General features: G+C 70.2%; 6 protein-coding genes and 1 pseudogene. 4 read left to right on the top strand and 3 right to left on the bottom strand.

Annotation, left to right across the window (positions count from 1 at the left end; genetic code table 11):
- Positions 1-846 (top strand): L-threonylcarbamoyladenylate synthase (locus ACR2JA_RS06385; RefSeq protein WP_434008269.1); only part of this gene is annotated, 846 nt, incomplete at its 5' end.
- Between the two features lie 75 nt (positions 847-921).
- Here ACR2JA_RS06385 and ACR2JA_RS06380 read toward each other — a convergent pair.
- From ACR2JA_RS06380 to dacB, 3 genes are all read right to left on the bottom strand, one after another.
- Positions 922-1,596: an OmpW/AlkL family protein gene (locus ACR2JA_RS06380; RefSeq protein WP_434008268.1), complete on the bottom strand. Its 675-nt coding sequence runs from the start codon at positions 1,594-1,596 to the stop codon at positions 922-924.
- 20 nt (positions 1,597-1,616) lie between these two features.
- Positions 1,617-2,774: an SGNH/GDSL hydrolase family protein gene (locus ACR2JA_RS06375; protein ID WP_434008267.1), complete on the bottom strand. Its 1,158-nt coding sequence runs from the start codon at positions 2,772-2,774 to the stop codon at positions 1,617-1,619.
- Between the two features lie 122 nt (positions 2,775-2,896).
- On the bottom strand, positions 2,897-4,372 hold the full coding sequence (gene dacB / locus ACR2JA_RS06370) for a D-alanyl-D-alanine carboxypeptidase/D-alanyl-D-alanine endopeptidase (RefSeq protein ID WP_434008266.1): 1,476 nt from the start codon (positions 4,370-4,372) through the stop codon (positions 2,897-2,899).
- A 92-nt stretch (positions 4,373-4,464) separates the two neighbouring features.
- Between dacB and tsaB the strand changes: the two genes are divergently transcribed.
- The 3 genes and pseudogenes from tsaB to ACR2JA_RS06355 all read left to right on the top strand — a co-directional run.
- The gene (tsaB, locus tag ACR2JA_RS06365) at positions 4,465-5,289 is read left to right on the top strand and encodes a tRNA (adenosine(37)-N6)-threonylcarbamoyltransferase complex dimerization subunit type 1 TsaB (protein WP_434008265.1); all 825 of its coding nucleotides are present in this window, start codon (positions 4,465-4,467) and stop codon (positions 5,287-5,289) included.
- A gap of 169 nt (positions 5,290-5,458) precedes the next feature.
- A complete protein-coding gene (rimI, locus tag ACR2JA_RS06360) occupies positions 5,459-5,956 on the top strand; it encodes a ribosomal protein S18-alanine N-acetyltransferase (RefSeq protein WP_434008270.1) in 498 nt (165 codons plus the stop codon).
- Positions 5,953-6,204 (top strand): annotated as a pseudogene (locus ACR2JA_RS06355) (hypothetical protein); the annotation flags it as partial. The gene rimI and the pseudogene ACR2JA_RS06355, both read left to right, overlap by 4 nt.

The raw sequence follows: 6,204 nt of genomic DNA, 5'->3' as shown, positions 1-6,204 counted from the left end.
CCCAGCGACCACCCGCTGATCGTGCACATCCCTGCGGCCGAGGCCGGTGACTGGCGCGCCGCCGTGGCACCGCTGGCGCGCGAGGTACCCGATTTCGCCGTGGCGCTGATGAACGCTTTCTGGCCTGGCCCGCTGACGCTGATCCTGCCGCGCCGGCCCGAGGTGGCCGCGGTGGCGGCCGGGGGCCAGGATTCGGTGGGCGTGCGCTGCCCTTCGCACCCGGTGGCGCAAGCCTTGCTGACGGCCGCGCGGGCCCACGGCGTGCTGGGTGTCGCGGCGCCCAGTGCCAACCGCTTCGGGCGCGTGAGCCCCACCACGGCCGCACACGTGGCCGAAGAATTCGCCGACCTGCCCGATGAACAGCTGCTGGTCCTCGACGGCGGCGCCTGCCCGGTCGGCATCGAGTCCACCATCGTCGACTGCTCGCGTGGCATGCCGGTGCTGTTGCGCCCCGGCATGGTCACGCCCATGCAAATCGAGTCTGCCTGCGGCCAACCGCTGCGCGCGCGCGACGAGGCCGCACCGCGCGCCTCGGGCACGCTCGAATCGCACTACGCACCGCGCGCCAAGGTCCGTCTGATGCCGGCGCAACAGCTGCAACCGGCCCTGGACTTGCTGGGCGCCGACGCGCAGCACATTGCGGTCTATGCGCGCGCCAGCCTGCGCACCGCGCGCGGCGTGGCGCCGCGCCGCATGCCCGCCGATGCCGCCGCCTGCGCGCAGGAACTGTTTGCGGTGCTGCGCGAACTCGACGCGACCGGCGTGAAGCTCATCTGGGTGGAGACCCCTCCTGAGGGCGCTGAATGGGACGGCGTGCGCGACCGGCTGCAGCGGGCCGCGGCCTGAGCTTGCTCGAGGCGTGCACCAGTGCCCCAAGAAATAGCCGACCCTGGGGTCGGCTTTTTCTTGGGGCGGCTCCGATTAAAAGCGCATGCCCACCGCCAGGCTCACCGATACCGGGTCGAGCGTGATGTCCAGCGTCTGCCCGGTGGACAAGGTGTTGCGGGTTTTGAGGAAGGTCTTGGCCACCATCGCGTCCACAAACCACTTGTCGCTGAGCGCGACCGACATGCCGACCTGCAGCGACAGCGCCAGCTTGGATTTCACGGACAGCGTGGTCGGGTTGGCCGGCGTGCCACCCGTCAGGGCCGACAGCGTGGCTGTGCTGCGTTCCTTGAAGAATTTGGCATAGGTCGGTCCGGCGCCCACGTAGGGACGGAACGGGGCGTTGGCCTCACCGAAACGGTATTGCGCGAACACCGTCATGGGCAGGGCTTTCACTTCGCCAATCTTGCCCACGCCCGCGATGGCACCATCACCGGTGAGCTCGTGCTTGAACGGCAGGACCAGCGGCAGGTCCACCGCCAAATGATCGGTGTACATGTAGGTGATGCCGCCGCCGAGCCGGGTGCTGGAACCCACGTCGGTCTTGGTGCCGGCCAGGCTGGGCGCCGACAGGTCGCCGCTGGTGACATCGGGGTTGATGTTGGTGGCGCTGGCGCGAACCAGCCAGCTGCCGGCGCTCTGCGCGTTGACCGTGGCGCTGCCCAGCAGGGCCAGTGAAAGAAGTGCGAATCGGATCGTGGTGGTTTTCATGGGTGCTCCGTGTTCATGCCTCAGAGCCAGCCAGCCTTGGCGAGCGATGTGGCGACCAGTTGACCCAGCAGCTGGTAGCCGTAGGGGGTGGGGTGGAAGCCGTCGGCGAAGGCATAGGTCTTCCACCAGTTGGGATCGGTGACCCCGGTCGGTGGCGCGGCCGAGAGCGCCGTGGCGGTGCAGGTCTGGAAGTTGTATTCGGGCAGACCGTCGCTACCCACACCGGTGGCTGGGCAGGCGGGCGTGGTGACATTGGTCAGACCGTATTGCTTGGGGTTCTTCACCTGGTCATCAAAGCTGCTGAAGAAGTCCACCACGGTCACGCGCGTATCGCTGCCGACCTTGGCGACAAGGCGCTGGTTGAAGGCCGAGATCCACGAACGGAACAGGGCTTCGGCCTGTGCGCGTGCGGTCGCCCCCTTGGCCTGCTCGATGCTGGCCAGCACCATCTGGAACCGTGGCGTGTTGGTGATGCCGGGCATGTTGAGCAGAGCGATGCGCTGCGCACCCTTGTCGAGAGCGTTCGTCTTGACGGCGTCGTAGAACTTGTCGGCCAGGGCCTGCATGTACAAGCCGCCGGCCTGCTCAGGACCGCCAGTGGTGGGCAGCACCGCACCAACGGTGCCGAGAGGCAACAACGTCAGCAGCAACGCCTGGTAAGACGCACCGCTGTCTTTGGCTGCAGCCAGGTAAGCCCCCACGAGATCGGCAGCGTCGTTGCCACCCCCGTCGATCAGCAGCAGATCGCTGGCGCTGTAGCTGCCGTTGACCGTGGCGGCCGTGGCCAGCTGGTACGGGATGGACAGGGGGCTGTTGGCCCCGCCTTTGTCGGCAGGGTTGTTGATCCGCCCGCCGCCCACGCCGAAGCTGCTGCAGGCGGGATCAACGACAAAGGTGGCGCCCGTGAACCGGAAGAAATTGCAAATTTGTGGCGCGCCCAGCACGGCGGCGGTGCGTTCCGTCCAGATCACGTTGGGCTCGCTCTCACTGCCCTGCACCGAGAAAATGCGGCCGTAGCCGGGCAGACCTTCAAACGTGCCGCTGTCGGCCAGGCTGTCCCCCATCACCTTGACCGAGGTGATGCCAGCCGAACTCACGAGTGGCTCGGAACCACCGCCACCGCAGGAGGCCAACAACACCGCCGCAAGGGCGGCCGCCAGACGAGAACGGATCAACATGGGACAGCTCCTATAAAAAAGTACGGTCGTTCGGTTTAAATGGTAACCGGCGTTACCGATTCGGTGCCACAGGGAAAACGCGCAGCCATGGTGCCATCGGTATCGCCGCGCTGAGGCCGGCCTCAATCTTTCAACCCCGCGCTCCATTCCACCAGCGCCTCCAGCGCCGGGCGCCCGGCGCCCGCGTTGGGGTGGTTGATGAAGCCCACCACGGCATAACGGGTGCCGTTCACCGCGTTCACATAGCCGGCGATGCCCACCACGTCGCGCAGGGTGCCGGTCTTGAGCCAGGCGTTGCCGCGCGCGGCGCTGTCGGGTCCGCGGGCCATACGCGCGGCCGTGCCGCTGACGCCGGCCACCGACAGCGACTGCACAAACCGGTCGCCGTTGGCGTGCTGGGCTGCGTGGCGCAGCAGGCCCACCAGCGCTTCGGGGGTGATGCGTTCGTCGCGCGAAAGGCCGGCACCGTTGTCCAGCACCGGCGGCGTGGGGCGGATGCCGAAGGTGGTCTTCCACCAGCGGGCCACCACCTCGCGCGAGCGCTCGAAACGCCCGGTGCGCACCGGTATGAGCGGACCGCGCGGCGCAGTGACCGCGTCCACCCGCGCGGGCGAGAGGCGCCCGAGCGTGAGGAACACCTGCTGCGCCATGACGTTGTTGCTCCACTGGTTGACGTCGGTGATGATGTCCGAGAGCGGCAGCGACTGCGCCTCGTGCAGCAGCGTCGCCGCCGGTGGCGTGAGGCCGCTGCGCACGGAGCCGGTGAGCGCGCCGCCGCTGGCGCGCCACAGGCCTTCGATGGCGCGCGCGGCGTAGCTGGCCGGGTCCTGGTAGGCCACGGGCCAGACCTTCTCGCCGCAGCTTTGTGGATAACGGCCTTCGAAGCGCACGGTGTTGGCGTCGTCGAAGCGCGCCTGCAGGGCGCCGCGCCAGTCGCCACAGCCGGCTTTGGACAGCGGTACCGTGGCGTCGATGGCCAGCCCAGCCATCGGCGGTTCGCTGCGCACCCGGGCCACGCCGGCCGCGGTGTCGGGCTCGAATGTCAGGATCACCGACTTGAAGTTCACCAGCAGCGCGTCGGGGCTGGCGTTGTAGGGGCGCAGGCTTTCGCCGTCGAAGTCACCCGGGTGGGTGGCGGGCAGTTCGAACGCGCTGTGGTCGAGCACGATGTCGCCCATCACCACCTGCACGCCCTTGTTGTGCAGCGTTGCAAACGCTTCCTGCAGGCGTTCGAGCACCAGCTTGGGGTCGCCGCCGCCGCGGATGTAGAGGTTGCCGCGCAGCGCACCGCCGCTGGCCGGGCCGTCGCCGTAGAAGCGGGTCTGCCAGGTGAAGTCTGGCCCCAGCAGGTCGATGGCGGCGTAGGTGGTCACCAGCTTCATCACCGACGCGGGGTTGACCGGCACCTCGGCGCGGTGGCGCAGGCGTTCGACCCCGTCGGGCGCGACCGGCACCACCAGGGCCGAAAACGCGCTGGCCGGCAGGCCGGCGCGTTGCAGGGCGCCCGCCACACCGGGGGGCAGGCTGCTCTGGGCGGCGGCGGCACCGGCGGCGAGGGTCAACAAACCGCCGGCCAGCCAGCGAAGGGATCGGCGCATCGGCGCAGTGGGTTCAAACATGGCAGCGGATTATCGAGTCCACCAGCCCCCGGCGGACCGGTGCGAACAGGGGGCTGGCCGATAATCGCCCGATGCCCGCTGCCACCGCCCTGAAACTGCTCGCCATCGAGACCAGCACCGACACCTTGTCGGTCGCGGTCGGCTGCCCCATGCCACTGGCCAGCCACACCGGGCCGGGCGCGGCGCAGGCCTCGGCCGCGCTGTTGCCGACGGTGCAGGCCTTGCTGGCGCAGGCCGGCTGGCCGCTGGCCGCGCTGGACGCGATCGTGTTCGCGCGCGGCCCCGGCGCCTTCACCGGTCTGCGCACCGCCTGCGCGGTGGCCCAGGGCCTGGCCTATGGCGCCCGGTCCGACGCCCACCCCGGCGGCCTGCCGGTGCTGCCGGTGGACAGCCTGCTGGCCCTGGCCGACGAAGCCTGCCACCAGCGTGCGCAGTCTGGCCAGCCGGTGCCGCCGCTGGTCGCCGCGCTGCTGGACGCGCGCATGGACGAGATCTATGTGGCGCTCTACGCCCATGGCCCACAGGGGCTGACCACCGAGCCGCTGGCGCCACCGCGCCTGTGCGCGCCGGCCGACCTGGGCGACTGGCTGCAACAGGGCTTGCCGGCGGGCTGCTCGCTGGCCGCGGGCGGCTGCCTGCTCGCCGGCAACGTGTTCGAGGTGTACGGCGCGCAGATCAGCGATGTGCCGGGCGAACGCCAGCCCGCCTTGCCGACTGCCGACGCGCTGCTGCGCCTGGCGCCCGGTCTGCTGGCCGCTGGCGCCGCCGTGGCCGCGCAGGACGCGTTGCCGCTGTACGTGCGCGACAAGGTGGCCCAGACCACGGCCGAACGCGAAACCCTGCGGCAGGCTCAGATCGCCCGCCTAGCCGAACAGACCCAGGGGAGCGAGGCATGAGCGCAGCACAGGGCCGCGCCCAAGCCAGCCCGCACCGCAGCCCCCAGGGCGGAGGCCATCCGTGAGCGCAGCCCCTTCCGCCAACCTGCCGGTGTGGCACAGCGCCGACTGGCCCGACGCCGCCGGTCAGCCGCCGCGCGCGGCCGAGCGCCGCATCGCCTTCGCCCCGATGACCGAGGCCGATCTCGAATCGGTTTGTGCGGTCGAGAAATCCGCCTACACCCACCCCTGGTCGCACAAACATTTCGCCGACTCGCTGGCCGCCGGTTACCCCGCCATGCTGCTGCTGGGCGAAGCCCTGGCGGGCGAGGTGGTGCACCCCGCCCGCGCCGATGGCCGCGTGCTGCTGGGTTACCTGGTGGCCATGCCGGGTGTGGACGAAGTGCACCTGCTCAACATCACCGTGGCCCCGGCGCACCAGCGCCAGGGCTGGGCGCGTTTTCTGCTGGATGCGCTGAGCCTCTGGTCGCGCGGGCAGCGCGCGCAGTGGCTGTGGCTGGAGGTGCGCGCCAGCAACGCGCCGGCACGGGCCCTGTACACGGGCTATGGCTTCCAGCAGGTCGGCATCCGCAAGGGCTATTACCCGGCGGGCCAGTTCCAGCGCGAGGACGCGGTGGTCATGAGCCTGAACCTGGTGGTGGCGCACGCGGCCGGAGGCGCTGCATGAGCGACGACGAAATGAATGATGCCGACCCCTCGTTCGTGCCGCTGCTGGATGCGCGCCAGCGCGCCATGTTGGCCGAGATGGGCGTCAAGGTCTGGGCGCCCAAGCCGGTGTCGACGGCGCCTGCGCGGCCCTCGCAGACCGAGGCCGAAGCGGTGGCACCCGCGGTGCAGGCCCCCGTCGTGCGGGCCGAACCAGCGCCCGCGGCCCGTGCGCCAGCGGCACCGGTCGTGTCCGCAGCACCGGTGGCG

Source organism: Hydrogenophaga sp., assembly GCF_051007235.1.
GTDB lineage: Bacteria > Pseudomonadota > Gammaproteobacteria > Burkholderiales > Burkholderiaceae_C > Hydrogenophaga.
The sequence above is the reverse complement of the archived record's forward strand: the minus strand, read 5'-3'. Positions and strand labels throughout refer to the sequence as shown.